Annotated in this window: 22 protein-coding genes; 15 read left to right on the top strand and 7 right to left on the bottom strand. The window is 67.5% G+C overall.

Annotated features, from left to right (window positions below; genetic code table 11):
* Positions 1-69: 69 nt before the first annotated feature.
* Positions 70-1,506 (bottom strand): ATP-binding protein, encoded by a 1,437-nt coding sequence (locus D0901_RS16610; protein WP_129141412.1) that lies wholly within the window; start codon positions 1,504-1,506, stop codon positions 70-72.
* A complete protein-coding gene (locus D0901_RS16605; RefSeq protein WP_129141411.1) occupies positions 1,503-2,165 on the bottom strand; it encodes a response regulator in 663 nt (220 codons plus the stop codon). Before D0901_RS16605 ends, D0901_RS16610 begins: the two co-directional genes overlap by 4 nt.
* Before the next feature lie 340 nt (positions 2,166-2,505).
* Between D0901_RS16605 and D0901_RS16600 the strand changes: the two genes are divergently transcribed.
* From D0901_RS16600 to D0901_RS16590, 3 genes are read left to right on the top strand one after another with little or no spacing between them, the layout of a single operon-like run.
* Positions 2,506-3,300 carry a glycosyltransferase family 2 protein gene (locus D0901_RS16600; RefSeq protein WP_129141410.1) on the top strand — a complete coding sequence of 265 codons (795 nt, stop codon included), beginning with the start codon at positions 2,506-2,508 and terminating at the stop codon, positions 3,298-3,300.
* On the top strand, positions 3,297-3,581 hold the full coding sequence (locus tag D0901_RS16595) for a lipid-A-disaccharide synthase N-terminal domain-containing protein (RefSeq protein WP_129141409.1): 285 nt from the start codon (positions 3,297-3,299) through the stop codon (positions 3,579-3,581). The genes D0901_RS16600 and D0901_RS16595 overlap by 4 nt, the downstream gene beginning before the upstream one ends.
* 34 nt (positions 3,582-3,615) lie before the next feature.
* Positions 3,616-5,355, top strand: a complete 1,740-nt coding sequence (locus tag D0901_RS16590; protein ID WP_129141408.1) for an ArnT family glycosyltransferase — start codon at positions 3,616-3,618, stop codon at positions 5,353-5,355.
* A 7-nt stretch (positions 5,356-5,362) separates the two neighbouring features.
* Here D0901_RS16590 and D0901_RS16585 read toward each other — a convergent pair whose 3' ends face one another.
* Positions 5,363-5,920 carry a hypothetical protein gene (locus tag D0901_RS16585; protein ID WP_129141407.1) on the bottom strand — a complete coding sequence of 186 codons (558 nt, stop codon included), beginning with the start codon at positions 5,918-5,920 and terminating at the stop codon, positions 5,363-5,365.
* A gap of 43 nt (positions 5,921-5,963) precedes the next feature.
* The gene (locus D0901_RS16580) at positions 5,964-6,851 is read right to left on the bottom strand and encodes a LysR substrate-binding domain-containing protein (protein ID WP_129141406.1); all 888 of its coding nucleotides are present in this window, start codon (positions 6,849-6,851) and stop codon (positions 5,964-5,966) included.
* A 123-nt stretch (positions 6,852-6,974) separates the two neighbouring features.
* Between D0901_RS16580 and D0901_RS16575 the strand changes: the two genes are divergently transcribed.
* From D0901_RS16575 to D0901_RS16565, 3 genes are all read left to right on the top strand, one after another.
* On the top strand, positions 6,975-8,162 hold the full coding sequence (locus D0901_RS16575; protein ID WP_233440456.1) for a TauD/TfdA family dioxygenase: 1,188 nt from the start codon (positions 6,975-6,977) through the stop codon (positions 8,160-8,162).
* Positions 8,163-8,253: 91 nt separating this feature from the next.
* Positions 8,254-9,180: an ABC transporter substrate-binding protein gene (locus D0901_RS16570; RefSeq protein WP_129141405.1), complete on the top strand. Its 927-nt coding sequence runs from the start codon at positions 8,254-8,256 to the stop codon at positions 9,178-9,180.
* Positions 9,181-9,303: 123 nt separating this feature from the next.
* Entirely contained in the window at positions 9,304-9,993 is a 690-nt protein-coding gene (locus D0901_RS16565) for a TVP38/TMEM64 family protein (RefSeq protein WP_129141404.1), read from the top strand.
* Positions 9,994-10,009: 16 nt separating this feature from the next.
* Here D0901_RS16565 and D0901_RS16560 read toward each other — a convergent pair whose 3' ends face one another.
* Together D0901_RS16560 and D0901_RS16555 are read right to left on the bottom strand one after the other, a co-directional pair.
* Positions 10,010-11,323 carry a glycosyltransferase gene (locus D0901_RS16560; protein WP_233440455.1) on the bottom strand — a complete coding sequence of 438 codons (1,314 nt, stop codon included), beginning with the start codon at positions 11,321-11,323 and terminating at the stop codon, positions 10,010-10,012.
* Positions 11,324-11,408: 85 nt separating this feature from the next.
* The gene (locus D0901_RS16555; RefSeq protein WP_129141403.1) at positions 11,409-12,314 is read right to left on the bottom strand and encodes a LysR family transcriptional regulator; all 906 of its coding nucleotides are present in this window, start codon (positions 12,312-12,314) and stop codon (positions 11,409-11,411) included.
* A gap of 116 nt (positions 12,315-12,430) precedes the next feature.
* Here D0901_RS16555 and D0901_RS16550 point away from each other — a divergent pair, with 116 nt between their 5' ends.
* Both D0901_RS16550 and D0901_RS16545 read left to right on the top strand, forming a co-directional pair.
* A complete protein-coding gene (locus D0901_RS16550; protein WP_129141402.1) occupies positions 12,431-13,510 on the top strand; it encodes a tartrate dehydrogenase in 1,080 nt (359 codons plus the stop codon).
* Between the two features lie 102 nt (positions 13,511-13,612).
* Positions 13,613-14,050, top strand: coding sequence for a hemerythrin domain-containing protein (locus D0901_RS16545; protein ID WP_129141401.1), 438 nt, complete (start codon positions 13,613-13,615; stop codon positions 14,048-14,050).
* 181 nt (positions 14,051-14,231) lie between these two features.
* Here D0901_RS16545 and D0901_RS16540 read toward each other — a convergent pair whose 3' ends face one another.
* On the bottom strand, positions 14,232-15,875 hold the full coding sequence (locus tag D0901_RS16540; RefSeq protein WP_233440454.1) for a methyl-accepting chemotaxis protein: 1,644 nt from the start codon (positions 15,873-15,875) through the stop codon (positions 14,232-14,234).
* A 262-nt stretch (positions 15,876-16,137) separates the two neighbouring features.
* On the opposite strand from D0901_RS16540, the gene D0901_RS16535 reads away from it, so the two are divergent.
* The 7 genes from D0901_RS16535 to D0901_RS16510 all read left to right on the top strand — a co-directional run bounded on the left by D0901_RS16535 (position 16,138) and on the right by D0901_RS16510 (position 21,934).
* Entirely contained in the window at positions 16,138-17,166 is a 1,029-nt protein-coding gene (locus tag D0901_RS16535) for an SMP-30/gluconolactonase/LRE family protein (RefSeq protein ID WP_129141400.1), read from the top strand.
* 213 nt (positions 17,167-17,379) lie between these two features.
* Complete coding sequence (locus D0901_RS20930) at positions 17,380-17,556, top strand: hypothetical protein (RefSeq protein WP_162500889.1); 177 nt, start codon at positions 17,380-17,382, stop codon at positions 17,554-17,556.
* On the top strand, positions 17,546-18,544 hold the full coding sequence (locus D0901_RS16530) for a succinylglutamate desuccinylase (protein WP_129141399.1): 999 nt from the start codon (positions 17,546-17,548) through the stop codon (positions 18,542-18,544). Before D0901_RS20930 ends, D0901_RS16530 begins: the two co-directional genes overlap by 11 nt.
* Positions 18,545-18,785: 241 nt before the next feature.
* Positions 18,786-19,556 (top strand): ABC transporter ATP-binding protein, encoded by a 771-nt coding sequence (locus D0901_RS16525; RefSeq protein WP_129141398.1) that lies wholly within the window; start codon positions 18,786-18,788, stop codon positions 19,554-19,556.
* 20 nt (positions 19,557-19,576) lie between these two features.
* Positions 19,577-20,284: an ABC transporter permease gene (locus D0901_RS16520; protein ID WP_129141397.1), complete on the top strand. Its 708-nt coding sequence runs from the start codon at positions 19,577-19,579 to the stop codon at positions 20,282-20,284.
* Complete coding sequence (locus D0901_RS16515) at positions 20,284-21,012, top strand: ABC transporter permease (RefSeq protein WP_129141420.1); 729 nt, start codon at positions 20,284-20,286, stop codon at positions 21,010-21,012. Before D0901_RS16520 ends, D0901_RS16515 begins: the two co-directional genes overlap by 1 nt.
* Before the next feature lie 151 nt (positions 21,013-21,163).
* Positions 21,164-21,934, top strand: coding sequence for a transporter substrate-binding domain-containing protein (locus D0901_RS16510; RefSeq protein WP_129141396.1), 771 nt, complete (start codon positions 21,164-21,166; stop codon positions 21,932-21,934).
* Positions 21,935-21,941: the final 7 nt, after the last annotated feature.

Below are 21,941 nucleotides of genomic sequence, written 5' to 3'. Positions count from 1 at the left end.
GGGCTCGCAGAGGCGTCAAGCCGCCGGCGATGGATGAGGGGGCCCGCCGACGCATGACGGTCGGCGCGACTACTGGCGAGTCGGTGCCGGACGTGGTCTCGGGACAGTGCCCTGCGCCAGGGAACGCCAGGCGAGGCTGACTTCCAGCCCGTGGGGATCACGATTGCGCAGTTCCAGCCTGGCCGCCTGGCGCTTGGCGAGTTCGAGGACGATGGACAGCCCCAGGCCGCTGCCGGTGGTGCGCTGGTCGGCGGCGCGCCGGAAGCGCTCGGTGACCTTGTCGATCAACTCCTCAGGAATGCCCGGCCCGCTGTCGCGCACGATCAGACGCGCCAGACCGTCGCCCAGCGCCAGCTCGATCTCCACGGTGCCGGATTCCGGCGTGTAGCGCAGGGCGTTGTCGAGCAGATTGCGGATCAGGATGCCCAGCTCGACCGGATCGGCACGCACCCACAGCGATTCGAGGCCGGTGAGCTCGATCTGCTGGTGGCGCGCCTGGGCCCAGGGCCAGAGTTCGGCGACCAGATCGAGCACCAGCGGATAGACGTCGACGTCGGCGACGTGGCGGGCGTCCTGACGGTCCAGTCGCGCCAGTACCAGCAACTGCTCGACCACCCGCTGGAGTCGTTCGACACCGCTGTAGGCCTTGTCCAGCGAGGCCGACTCGCCGGCACGGGCATTGTCGAGATGGATCTTCAGGCCCGCCAGCGGCGTGCGCAGCTCATGGGCGGCGTCGGCGGTGAAGCGTCGCTCGCGCTCGAGGGTCTCGCGCAGACGGGCGATGAAATCGTTGATCGCCTGACGCAGCCCGCCCAGCTCGCGCGGCACCTCGACATCGAGAAAGCTCAGATCGCGATCGTTGCGCCCGGCGACCTGCCGCGACAGCGCGTCGATGGGCCCCAGCCCGCGGCGGATGATCACGCCCATCGCCCACAGCAGCAACACCACGGCCAGCAGCATGGGAATCAGGTTGCCCAGGGCCACCTTGCCCTCGAGTTCCTGCATGAACGCCTCGTGGATGCCCGAGCGAATCCAGGTTCGGCTGGCCTCGTCGTAGAGCGAGAAGACCCGCCAGCGCGCGCCGTCGTAGTCGACCCAGGCGTAACCTTCCTCGTGGGGCGCCGGGAACGGGCCGGCATCGTTCCAGACCGCCCCCAGCAGGCGCGGGGTTCCGTCGCGATTCCAGAAGCCGACCGACAGCTTGCGCTCCTCGTGGTGGTAGCGCGCCGCCTGCGAGGCGTCGACGGGCAGGGCCTCGCCGGCCCGATAGAGGTGCGCGAAGTGCTCGGGCTGGCTGAGCCGCTCGGCGATCCGCCGGTAGGTCGCCGGCGAGGTGTCCGGCTCGATCAGCCCCGCCACCACCCGACTCTGCAGGCTGAGCTGGGCATCGAGAATCTCTTCCATCTCGTGGCCGGTGATCAGATAGGCGGCGGTGATCGCCAGCGCGGTCACCGCCGCCAGGACCAGCGCCAGCGTGCGGGTCAGATAGCGGCGAATCGAGATCATTCGATACGGGGGTCCAGGCGGTAGCCGATGCCACGCACGGTGGCGATCAGGCTCTTGTCGAGTTTCTTGCGCAGGTGATGAATATGCACTTCCACGGCATTGGACGCCACCTCCTCGTCCCAGCCGTAGAGCAGACTTTCCAGCCGCGGCCGGGTCATCACCTTGTCGGGGTGGCGCGCCAGCTCGAGCAGCAGGGCGTACTCGCGCCGCGCCAGCGAGATCGCCTCGCCGCGCCAGGTAACCTGATGGCGCGCCTCGTCGATGCGCAGCGGCCCCACTTCCAGCACCTGCGAGGCGCGCCCCTCGGCACGCCGCATCACCACCCGCAGGCGCGCCAGCAGTTCCTGGAGATCGAAGGGCTTGAGCACGTAGTCGTCGGCCCCGCCGTCGAGCCCGGCGATGCGATCCTCGACATCGTCGCGGGCAGTGAGGATCAGCACCGGCAAGGCGCTCTTGCGGCGCAGATGGCGCAGCACCTGCATGCCGTCGACGTCCGGCAGACCGAGGTCGAGCACCACCACCGAGAAATCGTCGAAACGCAGCGCGGCCATGGCATCGGTCCCGTTGTCGAGCCACTCGACCACGTAACCCTCGCGCTGCAGGGCCGTCTTGATGCCGTCCCCGAGCAGGGGATCGTCTTCCACCAGGAGTAATCGCATGCTGTCCCGTCGTTGTGCGTCTCGGCTACCGGAGCGCCAATGATCCGCGGGTTTCCTTAACGCTCGCTTAAGGTGTCGGGGCTCGGGCCGCCACTCTATACCCGCCGGGCGTTGAGTGGCATCATTGCCGATTTTGACGTCGCGCCAACGCTCGCCCGGCTCGCCTGCCATTGTGGCTATCCTAGGGAAACGCCCGGCCCGCGGCGGCACACCAGAGACCGGCGCCGGCCACTTGCCCTTGCACCCTCGGTCGACGCGGCGTCTCGCCGGCTGCCTTAAGGCTATCTTAAGACGCGCCGGGCAGACTGCCTCGCCATCGACAGGAAAAGAGTTCACCACCGTGACGACACCGCTGTTATCGATTGTCATACCCGCCCATGACGAAGCCGGCAACCTCCCCGCCCTGCTCGATGAAATCAGCACCGCGCTGCCGGATACCGATTACGAGGTGCTGGTGGTGGACGATGCCTCGCGAGACGACTCCTGGGACCTGCTCACCCGGCGGGCCCGGCAGGATCCGCGCCTGCGACCGCTGCACCATGCCCACAGCGCCGGGCAGAGCACCTCGGTCTGGCAGGCCGCCCACGCCGCCCGCGGCACCTGGCTGGCGACACTCGACGGCGACGGCCAGAACGACCCCGCCGACCTGCCCAGCCTCCTGGCCCGTGCCCGCCAGGGCGACGTCACGCTGGTCGCCGGGCAGCGCGTCAACCGGCGCGACGACTGGCTCAAGCGGCTGTCGTCACGGGTCGCCAACCGGGTGCGCGCTGCGCTGCTCGCCGACGACACTCCCGACACCGGCTGCGGCATCAAGGTCATCCAGCGCCGCGCCTTCCTCACTCTGCCCTACTTCGATCACATGCACCGCTTCCTGCCGGCACTGATCCAGATGCAGGGCGGTCGCTGCGTCTCGGTGCCGGTCAATCACCGCCCGCGCGGCACCGGAAAATCCCACTACGGGCTCAACAACCGGCTCTGGGCGGGACTCGTCGACATGCTCGGCGTGATGTGGCTGCGCAAGCGCTCGCGCCTGCCGGCACCGGTCGAGGGCCTGCGCGACCTGCCGGGGCTCGGCGACAGCGCCCCGCAAAGCGCACCCCACCCCGCCACGCCACCGGAGGGCAGCCCACGATGAGCGCGGAATGGATCTGGGTGGCCATCGGCTTCGTCGGCCAGGCCATGTTCTCGGCCCGCTTCCTGGTTCAGTGGATCGCCAGCGAACGGGCCAAGCGAAGCATCGTCCCCAAGGCTTTCTGGATCTTCAGTCTGGCCGGTGGCGCCACGCTGTTCGCCTATGCCCTCTATCGCCGCGATCCGGTATTCATCGCCGGCCAGGGCGCCGGGCTGTTCATCTACGTGCGCAACATGGTCCTGATTCGCCGGGAGTCCCGCCGGGAGCAGGAGCCCTCCCGCTGAGCCCGATCTTCATCCCCGACTGGTGAGTGGTCCCATGCAACGTCCCGCCTATCTCCACGGCAAGCAGCGCCTGGCCTGGCTACTGCTGCTGCTCGTCGCCACGGCCCTGCTGGCACTGGGTATCGGCCTGCGCGATCCCTGGCCCGCCGACGAACCGCGCTTCGCGCTCAACGCGCTGGAGATGCTCGATACCGGCCACTTCTGGATCCCCCATCGCGGCGGCGAACCCTACCCGGACAAGCCACCGGTCTTCATGTGGGCCTCGGCGGCGTCGATCGCCCTGACCGGCTCGGTCCGCCTGGGCTTTCTGATCCCCTCGCTGATCGGCGCCCTGGGATCGCTGGCACTGGTCATGGACCTCTCCCGGCGCCTGTATGGCCGCCGGGTGGCCTTCCTGGCCGGCGCCGCGCTGCTCAGCACCCTGCAGTTCGTGCTCCAGGCCAAGACCGCCCAGATCGACATGCTGGTGACCCTGTGGATCACGCTGGGGGCCTACGGCATGCTGCGTCACGCCCTGCTGGGCCCCGCCCGACGCTGGTGGTTCATCGGCTGCGCCTCCATGGGGCTTGGCGTGATCACCAAGGGCGTGGGCTTTCTGCCGCTGCTGATGCTGCCGGCCTGGGGGCTGCTGGCGTGGCGCGGCCAGGCCACCCGGCTGGCCTGGAAGGACCTGGCACTGGGCCTGGCCACCCTGGTCGGCACCATCGCCCTGTGGGCGGTGCCCATGGCCCTGATCACCACCTTCAGCGACGACCCGACGCTCGCCGCCTATCGCGATAACATCCTCTTCAAGCAGACCGGCCAACGCTACGCCGAGTCCTGGCACCACCTGAAGCCCTGGTACTACTACCTGGTCGAGGTGATCCCCTGGGCCTGGCTGCCGCTAATCCTCGGGCTGCCGTGGCTGGTGCCGGCCTGGTGGCATCGCACGCGCCGACTGGATGCGCGGGTGCTGCTGCCGCTCAGCGGGGTGATCCTGCTGGTGGGCTTCTTCTCGCTGTCGCCGGGCAAGCGCGGTGTCTACATGCTGCCGGGCGTGCCCCTGCTGGTACTGGCCATGGCGCCGCTGCTCCCGGGCCTGCTCTGCAAGCGCTGGCTGCACTGGCTGGGCGCCGGCCTGGTGGCGGTGCTGGGCGGGATCTTCCTGGTCGCCGGCATCCTCGGCGCCGCCGGGCTGCCGGCACTGGCCGATCTGGCCGCCAAGTACAGTGTCTCGCCGTGGCTGTGGTGGATCGTCCTGGGCCTGGCCGCCGCCGCCCTGCTCTACGGGCTGCGGCCGCGCCGCGGCATGCTCGCCCTGGCCGGCTGGCTGATGGTGTTCTGGGGGCTGTGGTCGACCTGGGGCTACCAGCAGCTCGACGGCACCCGCTCGCCGCGCGACATGATGCAGCACGTCGTCCAACTGACCGGCAACGACGCCTGGCTGGCCATGCCCGCCTTCGACGAGGAGTTCCTGCTGCAGGCACGCCAACCAACGGTGCATTTCGGCTTCAAGACGCCCGAGCCGGCCCAGCTCGAGCGGGCTTTCGCCTGGCTCGACGCGGCCCCGGCGACACGCTGGATGTTCGTCGATCAGGGCATGACCGAGGAGATGCCGTGTGCCGACCTCTCCCAGGCGCGCGACCTGGGCCTGCAGAACAACGACCACTGGCTGCTGATCCCGGGTACCGCCTTCGGCGAGTGTCACGGCGATGCCGATGCCGCCCCGCTCTACGTGGCGCCGACCACGCTGGCCGGCCACGCCTCGCCACCCGACGGGGCCGGCAACGGCTGAGCCCGCTCTACGGTGAGGTCGACCAGCTCTGGCCCCGCTCCGACGGGTCGGGCTGCGGGCAGTCGAGCGCGTCGGTGGACCAGGTGTCGCGACGCGACTGATGACACTGATCGGGCCCGGTATCCTCGGCCCGCGGCGGGTTGACCCCGCCCGACAGCCCATCGACGTGAACCTCGATCTCGGGGGCCGGCCAGCGTGGGTAAGGGCCGTGGGGCCAGTGCCCGCCCCAGCGGTCACCGCCGGGCCAGTGATCATGGCGCGGCGGCCACGGCGGATGACGCTCGCCGCGCCAGTGGCGATAGCCGCCGTCACGCCAGCGGTCGTCGTGGCGCCACCACCGGGCGTCGTTGCGGGGGACACCCCGCCAGTACTCGTCGTGGCGTAGCGCGCGCGGCGGCGCCAGACCGTCGGCGTCCAGCGGCTGGACGGTCCAGCCACCCTGGCCATCGCCGAGCAGATAGGCGCCGCCCTCGCCAGCCTGGGCCGCCAACGGGCCAGCCCCCATCCAGGCCATTACCACGCCGGCCAGCAGGCCGGCGATCCGGGTCTCGCGTCGTCCGTGCATGGTGCGCCTCCTGAAGCGTTGCGATCCTTTCAAGCCGACTCTCTCAGTCTAGCGTCTCGCCCGGCCCGGCGCCGTGCTCGACCAGCCACGCCCAGAGCCGTCGCGATTCGGGATGCAGCGCACGCCGCGCGGGGCGTACCATCCAGAACCCTTCGTCGCTGTCGACGCTCAACGCGAAGGGCGCCACCAGGTCGTCGCGCTTGTCTAGCAGGCTGCGATGGGTCAGGGCCACGCCCCCGCCGCGAGCCGCCAGCGACAGGGTCATCACCTGGCTGTCGCAGAGCAGCGAACCGCAGCGCTGGTCCAGCTCGGGCACGCCGGCGCTCTCCAGCCAGGCCGGCCAGCCCACGGCGAAGCCCACCGCATGCAACAGCGTCTCGCCGGCCAGATCGGCGGGCGTCGCGAGTCGCTCGGCGACGCGCGGTGAACAGGCCGGCAGCATCGACTCGCGGCCCAGTGACACGGCCTCCACCGCCTCCCAGTCGCCGCGTCCGTAGCGAATCTCGATGTCCGCGCCCTCGGGCCCGAAATCGTCACGCCAGATCGCGCTGACCAGACGCACCACGATCGTCGGATTGGCGCGGTGGAAGTCGAGCAGCAACGGTGCCAGCCAGGTCTGCTGCATCACCGGCGTGGCACGCAGCGTCACCGGCGCCTCGCTGCGCGGTCCGAACACCTCGGCAGTGCCTTCGGAAAGCCGGGCGAAGGCTTCCTGGATGCTCGGCAGCCAGGCCTGTCCCGCCGGCGTGAGCGTCAGGCTGCGCGGGTGGCGGACGAACAGCTTCTGGCCCAGGCGATCCTCGAGCAGACGGATCCGCTGACTGACGGCCGACTGGGTGATCGCCAGTTCCTGGCCGGCTTCGGTGAAGCTCAGGGTTCGCGCGGCGACTTCGAAGGCCTGCAACCAGAGCAACGGGGGCAAGGGGTTCATGAAAAAGGCACCTATAAGTTCAACTTGGCCTTAGACCGTAGATTAATCGTTTGTCGCTCTGTTTCCCAGCCGTCATCCTCGTAGACGTTTTCGAATCACCGATCGCTTCGCAGGAGGTCATGCATGAGCGTCACCGCATCGTCGCCCCAAACCCAGCCGGACACGCGTCAGCCGCGCCAGGCCATGGGCGAACTCTCGGCCCACGACGATGGCCCGGCCCTCGTCGAGGCGGTGGCGACCGGCGCCCGCATCACCGTGGACTGGGCGGATGGCGTACGCAGCCACTTTCCCCTGCTCTGGCTACGCGACCATTGCGCCTGCGCGGTTTGTCGCCATCCGCTGACCCGCGAGCGCCTGTTCGTGCCGCTCCAGGAGATCGATGCCGCCCCCGCCGTGGCCATCGACGATGGCGTGTTGCGCATCGACTGGGTCGACGGCCACGAGAGCCGCTTCGATCCGGTATGGCTGCGCCAGCGCCGCCTCGATGCGCCCGACTCGACGCCCGATCCGCTCCCGCAGCGGCGGGCCTGGGCCGATGACTTCCGCCCGGCCCGCATCGCCCACCACGATTTCATGCGCACCCGGGGCGAACGCGAGTGGCTCGAGGCGTTGCTGCGCGACGGCCTGGTGCTGCTCGAGGACGGCCCGCTGGCCGACGAGGAGGTCAGCCGCCTGGCGGGGCGCATCGGCCCGCTGCGTGCCACCAACTTCGGGGCCCGCTTCGACGTCCGCTCCAAGCCCAATCCCAACAATGCCGCCTATACGTCGATCGGCCTGGCACTGCACACCGACCTGCCCAACTGGCGTCAGCCGCCGGATATCCAGTTGCTCTACTGCCTGCAGAACGAGGCCGAGGGCGGCGAGTCGACCTTCGCCGACGGCTTCGCCGTGGCCGAAGCACTGCGCGAAAGCGACCCCGAGGCGTTCCGGCGGCTCGCCGAGACACCGATCGATTTCCGCTTCCAGGACGAGGATCACGACATCGCGGTGCGCGCGCCGATCATCCAGTTGGACGCGGCCGGCCGTCCCCTGGAGATCCGCTTCAACAACTGGATCCGCGACACCCTGCGGCTGCCGCTGGATCAGGTCGACGCCTGGTACGCTGCCTACCGCCGCTTCTGGCAACTGCTGCATGACCCGCGCTACCAGCTCGAGTTCGCCCTGGCGCCGGGCGAGATGGTCGCCTTCGACAACCGTCGCGTGCTGCACGGTCGCAAGGCGTTCGATCCCAACACCGGCAAGCGCCACTTGCAGGGCACCTACCTCGATCTGGATCTGCTGGAATCCCGGTTGCGCGTGCTGGCCCGCTGAAGCGGTCAGCCACGCGACGCCCGATACCGCCGCGCCGGCACACAACCAGAACAGGCGTGGCGGCTTTACTTCCCGATGACAAGGAGATCGCATGAAATCCCGCAATGCATGGTACGCAGTCCCGCTTGCCCTGGGCCTTAGCCTGGGCGCCCACGCCGCCGAGACGGTCGAGTTCGGCGTGCCCGCCTGGCCGGGGATCACCGTCAAGACCCAGATCGCCGAGCAGTTGCTCGCGCCGCTGGGGTACGACAGCCGTAGCCAGGACCTCGGCCTGCAGGTGATCTACCAGGCCCTGTCGTCCGGTGACCTCGACGTTTTCCTCGGCGGCTGGCTGCCGGCCCAGCAGGACATGCTGAAGCCGCGCGAGGAAAGCGGCGACATCGTGCGTCTGGCCAACAACGTCGACGGCGCGCAGATGACCCTGGCGGTGCCCGACTACGTCTACGCGTCCGGCATCCAGCGCTTCGCCGACCTCGATGCCCATCGCGACGAGTTCGACGGCAAGATCTACGGCTTCGGCGCCGGCTCGGCGGCCAGCGAAATCCTGCACAAGGCGATCGACGCGGATACCTGGGGACTGGGCGACTGGCAGATCGTCGACACCAGCACGGTGGGCATGCTCAGCGCCGCCAAGGACGCCATCAAGCACGAGAAGCCGATCGTCTGGGTGGGCTGGACACCGCACTGGATGAACCTCGAACTGCCGATGCGCTACCTGAGCGACTCCAAGGACCTGTTCGGCCCCGACAACGGCAAGAGCCAGGTGCTGACGCTGATGCGCAGCGACTTCGCCGACGCTCACCCCAACCTGAAGACCTTCTTCAACCAGTTCGCCTTCAGCGCCGAGGAGCAGAGCTGGATGATCCGCGGCTTCGGGCTCGAGGAGAAAAGTGCCGAGTCGGTCGCCAGTCAGTGGATCCACGACCACCCGGATCGCGTCGAGACGATGCTCCAGGGCGTGACCACCGCCGACGGCGAGCCCGCCTGGCCGGCGGTCAAGCAGGCACTGTCGCTGTAACGACGGGCACACCCGTGCGCGAAGACGCGCCGGTCCCGAGGGGCCGGCGCGTCTTCGCGTTTGGCCGGCGTCGCGGATGCCAGTATGCTGTGCGCGAATTCATCGACGGGGATCCTCGCCCCCATGAGTCGTTCTCTCGGACTCGTCATCGTGCTGGTGGCCGTGCTCGCCGCCTTCGGGCTGCTCTGGCAGTGGCTGGCCATGAACGATGCCCTCTCCCCGCAGCGCCTGCTCGAGATGGCGCATCATGCCTTCGGCTGGCGCGATTCGCCCTGGGCGATTCCGATCGTCATCGCCATCTTCGTCGGCGCCTCGCTGCTGATGTTCCCGCTGAGCATCCTGGTTGCCGTGACCGGCCTGATGTTCGGGCCGGTGTGGGGCTTTGTCTATTCGCTCGTCGGCACCCTGCTGGCCTCGGTGATCACCTACTGGATCGGCCACAAGCTGGGCCGCGACGCCCTGCTGCGCCACGGCGGCAAGCGCCTGAACGGCCTGGCCCGCCATCTCGCCGGACGCGGCGTGCGTACCATGACACTGGTCAATCTGCTGCCGCTGGCGCCCTTCACGCTGACCAACATGATGGCCGGCGCCTTCCACCTGCGCTTTCGCGACTACATGATCGGCTCGCTGATCGGGATCATTCCCGGCCTGGTGGGGGTCGCCCTGCTGGGCAGCCAACTGGGGGAGCTGGTCACCGCCGAGAACCGTGGCGAACTGCTGTGGTCGCTGGGCGGCATCACCCTGGCGGTCCTGGTACTGGTGGGGCTCAAGCGCTACGCCGACCGCAAGCAGCGCAACCGGCACCGCTCCTGACGCCTCGCGCCGAGCGTCACTCCTGGGAAGCTTCGGACTCGTCGGGCTTGACCAGCGGCAGGCCGAACATCGGCTCGTCCTGCAGCACCGAGCGCAGCACCCGGCCGCGGTGGCGCAGCAGTTGCCATTCCGCCTCGAGACGTCCGCGCACCCGCTCCCAGGCCCCGTCGTCGGCGTGGCTGACCGGCCCCCCGGCGGCGATCACCTTGCGGTAGAGCTTGATGCAACGCTCGGCGCAGCAGGCCTCGTCGAAGTTTTCGGCGGTCGCCAGCGCGCCACGTCGCAGGGTCTCGCGGCGCTCGCGATCGTCGAGCTGATCGAGCGCCGCGGCGAACCCGGCACTGTCGTCGGCGGCCAGCAACAGGCCATTGCCGCCGTGCGCGATCACCTCGCGAACCCCGGTGGCATTGATCGCCACCACCGGCAACCCGGCGGCCATCGCTTCGACCAGCACCATCCCCTGGGTCTCGCTGTGCGAGGCGAAGGCGAACACGTCCATGGCGTGATAGGCGTCGATCAGTTCCTGGTCGCGCAGCTTGCCGGTGAAGTGAAAGCGATCGGCGACGCCGAGGCGTACCGCGGCATCGTGCATCGCGGTACGCGCATCGCCGTCACCGACCACCAGGAAGCGCGCTCCGGGCCGGTTCGCCAGCCACTGCGCCACGGTACGCGCCAGAAACGGCAGGTTCTTCTCCTGGGCCAGGCGCCCCACGTGCCCCACCACATAGGCCGACTCCGGGATATTCAGCCGCCGACGCAGGCTCGCTCCGTTGCCACTCGCGAAACGCCGGGTATCGACCCCGCTGGGCACCACGCAGATCGCCCGGTTGGCACCACGCAGCAACAGCATGTCGCGGATGCTCTCGCTGGGCGCGATCACCGCATCGCAGAGGTGGGTGTACTCGGTGGACAGCGCCACCGCGAAACGCTGCATGCGCGGCGAATCGCCCGGCACGTAGTGGGTGTAGTGCTCGTAGAGGGTGTGATGGGTGAAGACCAGCGGCAGGCCGTAGGTCTCGGCGGCGCGGGCGGCAGTATCGCCGAGCAGGAAGGGGTGATGGGAGTGGACGATGTCGGGCTCGAAGGCCTCGATGGCTTCATAGAGCTGGCCGGGGATCGGCACCGGCAGCGAGAAGTCGCTGCCATTGAAGTGCTGCACCGCCGCCACCCGGATCACGTCGGGTTCGTGGCGCGGCTGCCCCTCCAGCTTCGGCGCCACCACCAATACCCGATGTCCCTCGGCCTGCAGGCGCCCCTTGAGACGCTGGACGGATTCGCTCACGCCCCCGACGATCGGCCGATAGGTATTGGTAAACATGAGAATATTCAAGCCAGCGACTCCCTTGGCAACCGGACCCCCATCCGCGGGGGGCACATCATAGCAGGACAGGCCACGCTTGCCTGCCAGGATACGCTCAACCCGGCGCCGGGACACGGCCCGGCAGACTGTCTTCAAGATAGGCGATGAAAGCCCCCAGCCGCGCGGGCAGGTGACGCTGCGGCGCATAGACGGCGTAGAAATCCGCCGCCACGCCGCGCCAGGCCGGCAGCAACTCGCACAGGCGGCCGGCCTCGAGATCGGCATGCACGTCCCACCAGGAGCGCAGCATGATGCCGTGGCCGTCGAGCGCCAGCCGGGTGATCACCTCGCCGTCGTTGCTGGCCAGCCGGCCGCCCACCTTGACCGATAGCGTCTCGCCGTCGCGGTCGAAACGCCACACGGCGTAGTCGCTGTCGTTCTCGCGCACCACCAGGCAGGGGTGGGCGGCCAGATCCTGGGGACGTGTCAGCGCCGGCATCGTCGCCAGGTAGTCGGGCGAGGCGCACAGAATACGCCGGTTGTGCAGGACCCGTCGCGCCACCAGCCGCGAATCCGGCGGCCTGCCGACCCGGATACCCACGTCGAAACCGTGATCGGCCAGGTTGAGCGGGAAATTGGTCAACTCGAGCAGCACCTCGAGGCGCGGATGGGCGGCGGTGAAGCGCGACACCAGCGGCGCGACGTGGCGCCGACCGAAACCGAAGGTGGCGTTGACCCGCAGCCGCCCGGTCAGATCGCGCTGGCGGTCGCACAGGTCACCCTCCAGATCGCGAAGCTCGTCGAGGATCGCCGCGCCACGCCGGCGATAGAGCTCGCCCTCGGCGGTCAGCGTCAAGCGCCGGGTGGTGCGCTGCGCCAGCGGTACGCCGAGCCGGGCCTCGAGCTGCATCAGCCGCTTGCTAACCGCCGACAGCGACAGCCCCAGCTCTCGCGCCGTGGCGGTGAGACTGCCGCACTGGGCGAGGCGTTGAAAGAAGGCCAGGTCGTTGAGCGTGTCCACGCGGCGCGATTCTCCACTTACAGGCAACAATGGCTTGCACTCTACCCCGATTATTTCATCGTGCACAGCCGCTAGACTGCAGGGGCGACCGAGCATTTCAGGAAAGGAGACCCCGCATGAGTCACAAGATCGCCGTGCTGGCCGGCGACGGCATCGGCACCGAAGTGATGCCCGAAGGCCTGCGCGTCCTCGAAGCCACCGCCGAGCGCTTCGGCATCGCGCTGGACTTCGAGCACTTCGACTTCGCCTGCTGCGACTACTATCTCGCGCACGGCAAGATGCTGCCCGACGACTGGCGCGAGACCCTCGCCCCCTTCGACGCCCTCTTCTACGGCGCGGTGGGCTGGCCCGACAAGGTGCCCGACCATGTCTCGCTGTGGGGCTCGTTGCTGCAGTTCCGCCGGGGCTTCGATCAGTACATCAACCTGCGCCCGTGTCGCTCGATGCCCGGCATCCAGAGCCCGCTGGTCGATCGCGGCCCCGGCGACATCGACTTCTACGTGGTGCGCGAGAACACCGAGGGCGAATATTCGAGCATCGGCGGCAAGATGTTCGAGGGCACCGAGCGCGAGGTGGTGATCCAGGAAACCGTGATGACCCGCACCGGCGTCGACCGGGTGCTCGAGTACGCCTTCGCGCTGGCCGCCAGACGCCCGCGCCGCAAGCTGACCTCGGCGACCAAGTCCAACGGCATCTCGATCACCATGCCCTATTGGGACGAGCGGGTGCAGGCGATGGCCAGGAACTACCCCGACGTCACCGTCGACAAGTTCCATATCGACATCCTCACCGCCAACTTCGTGCTGCATCCGGACTGGTTCGACGTGGTGGTGGGCAGCAACCTGTTCGGCGACATCCTCTCCGACCTGGGACCGGCCTGCACCGGCACCATCGGCGTCGCCCCCTCGGCGAACATCAACCCCGAAGGCAAGTTCCCCAGCCTGTTCGAGCCGGTGCACGGCAGCGCACCGGACATCGCCGGCCAGGGCATCGCCAACCCCATCGGCCAGATCTGGAGCGGCGCGATGATGCTCGACCACCTGGGCCACGAAGATGCCGGCAAGGCAATCGTCGATGCCATCGAGACGGTGCTGCGCGACGGCCCCGATCGGGCACCGCTGACCCCGGACCTCAAGGGCAAGGGCAGCACCGAAGACCTGGGCCGGGCGATCGCCGAGGTGGTCGCCAAGGGTTGAACGGCGGCAGATTCGCCGAAAGCGGCATACAGGCGCTAGGATGGGATGGCGACGGCCCCGTCGTCGCTGTCAGGATGTCAAAACGACCATAAGGAGATGACCGTGACCCTGTTCGAAGCCCTGCGCGAGGACCACCAGACCCAACGCACCCTGCTCGAGCTGCTCGTCAAGACCGAAGGGGACAGCGAAGGCCGCGAGGAACTGTTCCGCAAGGTCAAGGCGGAGCTGCAATACCACGCCGCGGCCGAGGAACGCGCGCTCTATGTGCCGATGATGGAATACGACCTGACCCAGGAGAAGGCCCGTCACAGTGTCGCCGAACACCACGAGATCGACGAGCTGATCGAGACGCTGGAAGAAACCCGCTTCAGTTCGCCGGGCTGGCTCGCCCAGGCCAGGAACCTCCAGGAACTGGTGAGCCATCACCTCGACGAGGAGGAACAGGAGGTCTTCCAGCTGGCCGGTCGCGCCCTCGATGACGACCACAAACAGCAGCTGGCCGAGACCTACCGCAACACCATGGCCGAACAGCGCGGCTGAGCGGGCGACGCCCGCCGCCTGACGGCATGCGCATCCCGGTCATAAGGCGGGCGAGCGCCTGACAACTTTCCGCCCGTCCGCCTATCCCAGAGAAGGGCGACCGATAACAACGCACGACAAACACGCCCCGAGGTGCTATCGGGACGTGCATGACGTCGCGGGAACGGCGCGCAGACGCCCTTCAGGCCGATGGATTGACCCGGAAGCGGCTTACCGTCTGATGGAGTTGACTGGCCTGGTCTTCCAGCGATTCTGCCGCCGATGCCGCCTGCTGAACCAGCGCCGCATTCTGTTGCGTTACCTGATCCATCTGCGCGACCGCCTGATTGACCTGCTCGATACCCGACGACTGCTCGTTCGACGCCGCCGAGATCTCACCCATCAGATCGCTCACTCGCTGGGCACTCTCGCGAATCTCGTTCATGGCGCCATCGGCCTGGTTGACCAGGTCCGCACCACTGGTGACCTGGCCCACCGAGCGTTCGATCAGGGTCTTGATGTCGCTGGCCGCCTGCGCCGAGCGGCTGGCGAGATTGCGCACCTCGCCGGCGACCACGGCGAACCCGCGCCCCTGCTCGCCGGCTCGGGCGGCCTCCACCGAGGCATTGAGCGCCAGCAGATTGGTCTGGAAGGCAATGCCGTCGATCAGGCTGATGATATCGGCGATCTGACCGGAACTCTCGCGGATATCGCCCATGGTGCTGACGACCCGGGCGATCACTTCCTGCCCCTTGACGACCGACTCGGTGGTCTGCGAAGCCAACCGGTTGGCCTGAGCGGCGTTGTCGGCATTCTGGCTCACCGTGGAAGTGAGCTGCTCCATGCTCGCGGCGGTCTCCGCCAGGGAGGCCGCCTGCTGCTCGGTGCGCGACGACAGGTCGTTGTTGCCGGCGGCGATCTCGCGGGCGCCGGTATCGATCGACTCGCTGGCATGACGCAGCCGCGCGATGGTACTCGCCAGCTCACGACGCATGCGCTCGATGGCGGCCATCAGGCTGCTCTGATCGCCGTCGCGCAGCGGCGTCACATGGGTCAGGTCGCCATCGGCGACACGCCCGACCACGCCGGCCGCCACGCTGGGCTCGCCGCCGAGGCTGTTGTAGACGTTGCGAATCAGCAAAAGGAACACCGCCGTCAGGGCACCACCGGCGATCAACAGAATCACCGCATAGCGCCACAACTTGCCGAAAAAGACACGCTGGATATCATCGACGTAGACCCCGGCCGCCACGTTCCAGCCCCAGGGCGCGAAACGTTCCACGTAACTGAGCTTGGGATAACGCGTCTTGTCGCTGGCCGAGCCGCGCATGGAATGATAGGCCAGATACCCCCCACCCTGGCCGGCGATGCGCGCCAGTTCACCATAGACTGCCACGCCGTTGGGATCGCGGTAGTCGCTCATGTCGCTGCCCGGCTCGCGGCGCGGATGATAGACGATGTCGGCATTCTTATCGAAGACGAACAAGTAGTTGCTGCGGTCGCGACCAAAGCGCATGGCATCCAGAGCTGCCGCCGCCCGCCGTTGGGCCTCGTCAGTATTGAACTCTCCGGCATCGACCCCCTCGGCATAACCGTCGAGCAGTGTCGTCACCATGCCCACGGTGTTGAAAAGCGACTGGCGCCGATCCTCGATCATCGTGCCACGCCCCTGCCAGGCCATGCCGACCACGATGCCGATCATCACCAGCCACATCAGACCCAGGGTTGCCCACAGCTTGCGCTTTAGCGTCCAGCCGGACCGTCCTGGTCCGCTCTTGTGGCGTCTCGTGGCGTCGCTACCGCTCCCCTGCCGCCCCGCCACCACCATCCCCTGCATTGCCGTCATCGTCAGCGTCCCCAGCCATTGTTCTGTTCGTCAATAACGGGGCTATATCGGCCGGCTTGTCAGGCACTTTAGAGACCCGGCATCGTCATCGGGCCTCTCACGTCATGCAATGTCCCCTTGCAGGGTCGTCTTTGGTCGTAAATAGCCCTCAAATGTTCCACTTACGAATTTTCAGCTTCTACATTTGACGGAGAGGTCTGCCCGATTCACGGCTTTGCCTCTCTTTTCGACGACCCACTGACACAACAAGCAAGGTGCTCTCATGACGCTCGGACGCCGTCAGTTCCTTACCGCGTCGGCCGCGCTGGCCGCGGCCTCGACGATCCCCAACGTCTTCGCACAACCCTCCGGCGCCCCACCCGCCCGCTACCCGGCGGATGTCTGGCAGGTGGTCGACGATCGCTTCAAGGAGTTCTTTCTCTTCAACACCCCGCTGCAGCGCCACTGGAGCGAGGGGCTCTGGCTGGAGGGCCCGGCCTGGAATGCCGTCGGCCGCTATGCGGTGTTCAGCGACATCCCTCGCGCCCGGCAGATGCGCTGGGACGAGGCCACCGGGGAGGTCAGCGTGCTGCGCTACGAGGTCGGCCACTCCAACGGCAACACCTTCGACCATCGCGGCCGGCTGGTCGCCTGCGAGCACTCGCCGGCCCGCGTGGTGCGCTACGAGTGGGACGGCTCGACCACGGTGCTCGCCGAGAGTTACCAGGGCAAGCGGCTCAACGCGCCCAACGACCTGGTGGCACTCCCCTCCGACGGGATCATCTTCACCGACCCCGGCTACGGCGCTCACGTCGACTACGAAGGTCACAAGCGCCCGCTCGAGCTGCAGCCGGCGGTCTACTATGTCGACGACAGTCTCGACGAGCCGATCCTGCTCACCCGGGAACTCTACAAACCCAACGGCATCACCCTCGGGCCCAAGGGCGACACCCTCTACATCAGCGACACCGCCCCTTCCCATCATCCCGATCAGCCGGCGACCATCACCCGCTGGTCGCTCGCTCCCGACGGACGCAAGCTCGACAACAAGCGACAGCTCGCCAGCAACCCCAAGGAGGTCTACGACGGGCTCACCTGCGACGAACAGGGCAACGTCTGGGCCGCCGCCTCGGGCGGCGAGGGCATCGATGGGGTCGCGGTGTTCGATCCCGAGGGCGTGCTGCTGGGGCGGATCCTGCTGCCGGAAGTCTGTGCCAACCTGTGCTTCGTGGGCGCGGACCGTAACCGCCTGCTGATGACCGCCAGCCAGTCGATCTACACGCTCTATACCGGTGCCAAGGGCATCGCCTGAGCCATGCCGCCGCCCGAATGCCCAGCGTTCGGGCGGTTTTCATTATCGCACCCGCCATTTTCATCAGCCCGACGTGGTCCCTTGCCGAGGCCCCAACGGCCCCGGATGGTGAGGGCATCGCGAGGGCTAATCGGGTATTCGCCAGGCTACTTGCCGGCGATTCGGTGCTCGCCGCCGCTCGCCAACGGATACAACAACAGACAGGCGCCTTTGATGCTGACTTTCGATACCGTCGTCGCCTATCAGTGGGACGGCGATACCGCCATGACCCCGCCGACACGGCGTATCCTCGACGACGGCAAGCGCCATGAAGGCGTCGTCGCCGCCAGTGACGTCAGGGTCTTCGCGTCCACCGGCAACCGCAGTCAGGGCACCCGACATGCTGGGTGACTGGCTGAACCTGACCCTCGACGGCGACGTCACCGGCGAACGCGAGGGCCGGCTGCCGGGCGGACGCTACGTCCTGCACGGTCCCGGCATGCTCGAGTTGCAGCCCGCCGCGGCTAGGCCCAGCGCGCGGACGATGGTGATCTCGGCGGGCATCCATGGCGACGAGACCGCGCCCATCGAGCTCGTCGGCGAGCTGCTCGCCCGGATCGAGAGCGGCCAGTTGCGGCCGGGCGCCCCGGTGCTCGTACTGCTCGGCAACCTGCCGGCGATCCGTGCCGGCACGCGCTACTGCGCGACCAATCTCAACCGCCTGTTCCAGCGCGATGTCGTGCTCCCCGACAACGACGAGGGCGCGCGCGCCGCCACCCTGATGGCCACGGTCGACGATTTCTTCGCCCGCCACCCCGGACCGCGCCTGCACTACGACCTGCATACCGCGATTCGCGACAGCCGCTACCCACGCTTCGCCGTCGAGCCGTTCGACGAAGCGGCCGCGACCGCCGACGAACAGTGGCGCTGGCTGGCCGCGGCGGGTATCCAGGCGGTGCTGCATCAGCACCGGCACAGCTGGACCTTCTCGCACTATTCCAAGCACTACCACGCCGCTCAGGCCTTCACCCTGGAGCTCGGCAAGGTGCGGCCATTCGGTACCAACGACCTGCACGCCCTGAGGCCCCTGCTGACACTGCTCGAGGCCCTCGTCGAGGGGCGCGAGCCGCCCGGCGGCGCTTCGCCCGGGACCATGGCCTTCTTCCGCGTCGCCGCCGAGCTGATACGCCATGCCCGGGCGTTCCGGCTATGTTTCGCCGACGATACGCCGAACTTCACCGAGTTCGCCGTGGGTACCCGTCTGGCCGAGGATGCCGAGGCCGGCGATTTCATCGTCGAGGGCACGCCGCTGGCCGTGGTCTTTCCCAACGCCGAGGTCGAACTCGGCGCGCGGGCGGCACTCCTGGTGCGTCCGACCGAGCCACCCGAGACCGGCTGACCAAATTTTCTTCCAGCCACCAGGTCGTTCCTGGGGCGATATCACGGAATACAACAACAAGGCAGAGGTTTTTCCCATGATCCCGACTAAAATGATCGACCAAAGTCGCAACCGGGTTTTCCCGACAGGTTCTGGTGCTCGCCGGCGCGCCTGTTAGAATCGCTGCTTTTTTCGCGCCAGCCACGCTAGCCTCGTTTCGAATGCGCCGCACCGCGGCGAGACCCGTCACTGGAGCCCGACAATGGCCGACACACCCCTTCCGCTCGACGTGCGCAACCTCAAGAAGCGCTTCGGCGACAACGAGGTCCTCAAGGGCCTGTCCCTCGAGGCCCACCAGGGCGACGTGATCTCCCTCATCGGGGCCTCCGGCTCCGGCAAGAGCACCTTCCTGCGCTGCATGAACCTGCTCGAGATGCCCAACGAGGGCGAGCTGATCGTCCACGGCGAGGCAATCCGCTTCAAGGAGACCCGCCACGGTCGCGAGCCCGCCGACTGGAAACAGGTCGAGCGCATCCGCGCCAAGCTGGCGATGGTCTTCCAGGGCTTCAACCTGTGGGCCCACATGACGCTGATCGAGAACGTCATCGAGGCCCCCGTCCACGTCCTCGGCAAGCCCAAGAAGGAGGCCCTCGCGCATGCCCGCGACCTGCTCGAGCGGGTCGGCCTGGCCGAGCGCGCCGACTACTACCCCGCCCAGCTCTCCGGCGGCCAGCAGCAGCGCGGGGCGATCGCCCGGGCCCTGGCCATGGAGCCGGAGGTGATGCTGTTCGACGAGCCCACCTCGGCGCTCGACCCGGAGCTGGTCGGCGACGTGCTCAAGGTCATGCGCGATCTGGCCGACGAGGGCCGCACGATGATCGTGGTGACCCACGAGATGGCCTTCGCCCGCGACGTYTCGAGCCAGGTCATCTACCTGCACCAGGGGCGCGTCGAGGAAGCCGGGCCCCCCGCCGAGGTGCTGGGCAATCCGCGTTCGGAGCGTCTCAAGCAGTTCCTGGCGCCCAAGTTCTGAGCCCACCGGAGACACGTCTCATGATCGACCTGCAAGGTTACGGGCCGCGCCTGTTCCAGGGCGCCCTGGTCACCCTCGAGCTGGGCCTGCTGTCGCTGCTGCTGTCCATCGTCCTGGGGCTGGCGACCGCCACCGCCAAGATGTCGCGCAACTGGCTCCTCCATCGCATCGGCACGCTCTACACCACCCTGATCCGCGGGGTGCCGGACCTGGTGCTGATGATGCTGCTGTTCTTCGGCGGCCAGATCGGCGTCAACCTGATCACCGACTGGCTCTACGACCAGTTCGACATCGACATCTTCATCAACATCAACGAGTTCGTCGCCGGGGTGGTGACCATCGGCCTGATCTTCGGCGCCTACATGGGCGAGACCTTCCGCGGSGCCTTCATGGCCGTGGASGGCGGCCAGATCGAGGCGGCCCGCGCCTATGGCATGTCCGAGTCGCTGATGTTCCGCCGCATCCGCTTCCCGCAGATGATGCGTCACGCCCTGCCGGGGCTGTCCAACAACTGGATGGTGCTGCTCAAGACCACCGCGCTGGTCTCGGTGATCGGCCTGACCGACATGGTCCGCGTCGCCGAGGAGGCGGCCAAGGCCACCCACGAGCCGTTCACCTTCCTGATCCCGGTGGCGGTGATCTACCTGCTGATCGCCAGCGTCTCGGAGTGGGCCTTCGCGCGACTGCAGAAACGCTACAACGTCGGCTTCGGGGAGACGAGCGCATGATGGAACGACTCGACGCCTGGTTCACCGAGCTGCTCGCCGGCAACGAGATCTTCACGGCGCAGACGCTGGGCTACTACCTGCACGGCCTGGCCAATACCGCCCAGCTGGTGCTGCTGTCGCTGCTGATCGGCCTGGTCCTGGCCGTGCCGCTGGCCATCGGCCGCAGCTCGTCCCGGCCCTGGCTGAAGTGGCCGATCTTCGCCTACACCTACGTGTTYCGCGGCACGCCGCTGCTGATCCAGCTCTACATCATCTACTACGGCGTGGTCTTCGTGGAGGGCATCCAGGACACCTGGCTGTGGGTCATCCTCGACAAGCCCTTCTACCCGGCGCTGATCGCCTTCACGCTGAACACCGCGGCCTACACCACCGAGATCTTCCGCGGCGCGATCAAGGCCACGCCCCGCGGCGAGATCGAGGCCGCCCGGGCCTACGGCATGTCCCGGGCCAAGATGATGCGGCGCATCGTGCTGCCCAGCGCCTTCCGTCGCGCGCTGCCGGCCTACGGCAACGAGGTGATCTTCATGCTCCACGCCAGCGCCATCGCCAGCGTGGTGACCATCATGGACCTCACCGGCGCGGCGCGCTTCGTGTATGCCCGCTTCTACGCGCCCTTCGATGCCTTCCTGTTCGTCGCGGCCATCTATCTGTGCCTGACGTTCGCCATCCTCTATCTGTTCCGCTTCCTGGAGGGCCGGCTGCTGGCGCATCTCAAGCCGCAATCCTGAATCACGAGATCAAACGCGCGTTGGAAAACTGTCGCCCGCGACACTTTTTCCTCTTCCGACCCGTAAGCAGGTGATATACCGTGAACGGGTCATCGACCCGGCGGGGCTTGCCCGGGGTCGTTCACTACAAGAAACAGGGGTTATGTTTCCGATGAAAAAACTGCTCACCGTCACACTGCTGGGTGCCGCGATCGTCGCCGGCACCGCCCAGGCCCGCGACTACGACACCGTGCGCTTCGGTGTCGACGTCCCCTATGAGCCGATGGAATATCGTCTGCCCAACGGCGAACTGACCGGTTTCGACATCGATCTGGGCAACGCCCTGTGCCAGGAGATCGGCATCGAGTGCACCTGGACCGTCCAGGGCTGGGACGGCATCATCCCCGGGCTCAAGGCGCGCAAGTACGACGCCATCATGTCCTCGATGACCATCAACGATCAGCGTCGCAAGCAGGTGCTGTTCTCCGATCCGTACTTCACCCCGCCGTCCGCCTGGTTCGTGCCGGCCGACAGTGACATCCAGGTCCCCGCCAAGGAGACCCTCGAGGGCAAGACCATCGGCGTGCAACGTGGCACCCTGCAGGACAACTACGCCACCGACATGTACGGCAGCGTCGCCGACATCAATCGCTACTCCACCGCCGACGACATCGTGCTGGACATGGAAGCCGGGCGCCTGGACATCGTCTTCCTCGACTTCCCGGTGGGCAAGTCGACCCTGCTCGACAGCGAGGATGGCAACTACAAGGTGGTCGGCAGCATGATCACCAAGCCCAAGAAATACTTCGGCGACGGTTTCGGCATCGCCTTCCGCCAGCGTGACGAGGATCTCGCCAAGCAGTTCAACGAGGCACTCGCCACCCTCAAGGAAAACGGCACCTACGAAGAGATCTACAACAAGTATTTCGAGAACCAGCAGTAAGCCGACC

The organism is Modicisalibacter coralii (assembly GCF_004117855.1).
GTDB classification, from domain to species: domain Bacteria; phylum Pseudomonadota; class Gammaproteobacteria; order Pseudomonadales; family Halomonadaceae; genus Modicisalibacter; species Modicisalibacter coralii.
Note: the sequence above shows the minus strand (reverse complement) of the source record. Positions and strands in the feature narration are given on the sequence as shown.